This is a genomic window from Myxococcus vastator, from assembly GCF_010894475.1.
GTDB classification, from domain to species: domain Bacteria; phylum Myxococcota; class Myxococcia; order Myxococcales; family Myxococcaceae; genus Myxococcus; species Myxococcus vastator.
Genome location: NZ_JAAIYB010000783.1, coordinates 1 through 1880, shown reverse-complemented (window position 1 = coordinate 1880; position 1880 = coordinate 1). Strand labels below are relative to the sequence as shown.

The window sequence follows — 1880 nt, the reverse complement described above, 5'->3', positions numbered from 1 at the left end:
GGATGGAGGCGCTGGACGTGGCGGCGGAGGCCTTCGAGCGGGGCGACTTCGAGGCGGCCCTGGCCGCCGCCGACCGCGTCGTGGCCCAGGCCCCGGACTCGGTGGACGCCCTGCACCTGCGCGCCGCCGCCCTGGTGGAGCTGGGGCGCCTGGGGGAGGCCGGCCGGGCCTTTGGCGCCGCGCTGAGGGTGTCCCCGGACGACCTGGAGGTGCTCCTGGGCACCGCGGACTGCCTCATCTGCCGCGCGGGCGAGGACCGCGAGGCCGTGGAGGAGGGCCTGGGCTTCTGCGCGAAGGGCAAGCGCCTGGCGCAGAAGGCCGGCGACGTGGAGCTGCTCTACGAGTTCCTCCTCCTGGAGGGCATGGGCCTGAACCAGGTGGGCGACTGCCGCGCGGCCCTGGCGAGCCTGGACGCGGCGCTGGGGCACCTGCCGCGCTCGGTGGACGCGCAGCTGGAGCGGGGCATCGCCCTGTTCGAGCTGTGCCGCTTCGACGAGGCGAAGGCCGCCTTCGACGCGGTGCTGAAGGACACGCCCGACGAGGCGTGGGCCCACCAGTACCTGGGCCTGCTGGCGGAGCGCCGGGGCGATGAGAAGGAGGCCCAGCGCCGCTTCGTCAAGGCCCAGGCGCTGGTGCCGACGGAGTTCTTCCCCCCGGTGGAGCTGGGCGAGGCCGAGTTCGACCGCGCGGTGGAGGCCGCGGTGCAGTCCCTGCCGGGCCACGCGAAGCAGTACCTGGACAACGTCACCATCGCGGTGGAGGACCTGCCGGCGGACGAGGACCTGCTGAGCGAGGACCCTCCCCTGTCGCCGAGCATCCTCGGGGTGTTCCGGGGCCTGGCGGTGGGCGAGCGCAGCGTGACGAACGCGTTCGACCACGTCCCCGCGTCCATCGTGCTGTACCAGAAGAACCTGGAGCGCTTCGCCCACACCCGCGAGGAGCTCATCGAGCAGATTGGCATCACGGTGATGCACGAGGTCGGTCACCTCATGGGACTGGATGAGGATGACCTGTGGCAACGGGGGCTGGACTGAGGGCCGCGAGCGTCTGGCGGATGCCCTCGTGGTACGGCGTCTTCCGGAGGTCGCCGAGCAGCGCCTTGAGCGCCGAGTCGTCCATGATGACGGGCGTCGTGTGCAGGTAGTGCATCTCCCCCAGCTCGCGCATGAACGGGCTGAAGAGGCCGAGGAGGCGCGCCATCCCCGGCCCCAGCACGGCGTACTTCGCGGGGTGGCCGGCCTGGGCGTAGATGTCCTCCACCAGGGCCTTCTGGGTGGTGACGCCCGCGCCCCCGAGGTTCCAGAAGCGGCCGTAGGCCCCCGGGTGGTCCATGAGCGCCGTCACGGTGGGGCCCACGTCGGGCACGAAGACGAACTCGTGGGGCGTGTCGATGGGGCCGATGAGCCCGGCGCGCTTGCCCTGTGAGGCGGCGACGAAGGCGCGGTGGAGGAAGCTGTTCTCCACGCCCGGGCCGTAGAAGTCCGGGAGGCGGAGGATGGTGACCTGGATGGCGCCCGCCTTGTCCGCCGCGAGCAGCAGCTCCTCCTGCTCCTTGCGCATGCGGCCCTTGAAGGTGTGCGGCACGCGGGGGTGGGACTCGTTGACGGTGTCCGTGCGCGGCCGGCCGTAGGGGTACACGCTGGCGATGAAGACGATGCGCTCCACGCCCTCGGCGATGGCGGCGTCGAGCGTGCGCTTCATCAGCACGGGGTGGAGGTGGAACTCCCAGTACGGCACGCCCACCAGGTAGACGAGCGTCTGGACGCCTCGGGCCGCGGCCCGGATGGAGGCCTCGTCATCGGGATTCCAGGTGACGAGCTCCGCCTGCGGGTCCGCCCCGAACTCCCGCTGCAGGCCCTCCCGGGAGCGCCCCACCACGC

The 1880-nt window shown here is 72.2% G+C and carries 2 protein-coding genes; one reads left to right on the top strand and one right to left on the bottom strand.

Going from position 1 to position 1880, the window contains the following annotated elements; translation table 11 throughout:
- Nucleotides 1-2: 2 nt before the first annotated feature.
- Nucleotides 3-1034, top strand: a complete 1032-nt coding sequence (locus tag G4D87_RS37210; RefSeq protein WP_163787510.1) for a metallopeptidase family protein — start codon at nucleotides 3-5, stop codon at nucleotides 1032-1034.
- Here G4D87_RS37210 and G4D87_RS37205 read toward each other — a convergent pair.
- A partial coding sequence (locus G4D87_RS37205) for an NAD-dependent epimerase/dehydratase family protein (RefSeq protein ID WP_163787509.1) occupies nucleotides 988-1880 on the bottom strand: 893 nt, incomplete at its 5' end. The two genes, G4D87_RS37210 and G4D87_RS37205, sit on opposite strands and share 47 nt — an antisense overlap.

Bases quoted from the DNA above. Each gene is read 5' to 3' on its own strand.
- G4D87_RS37210 (WP_163787510.1), top strand. From the start codon at position 3: ATGGAGGCGCTGGACGTGGCGGCGGAGGCCTTCGAGCGGGGCGACTTC.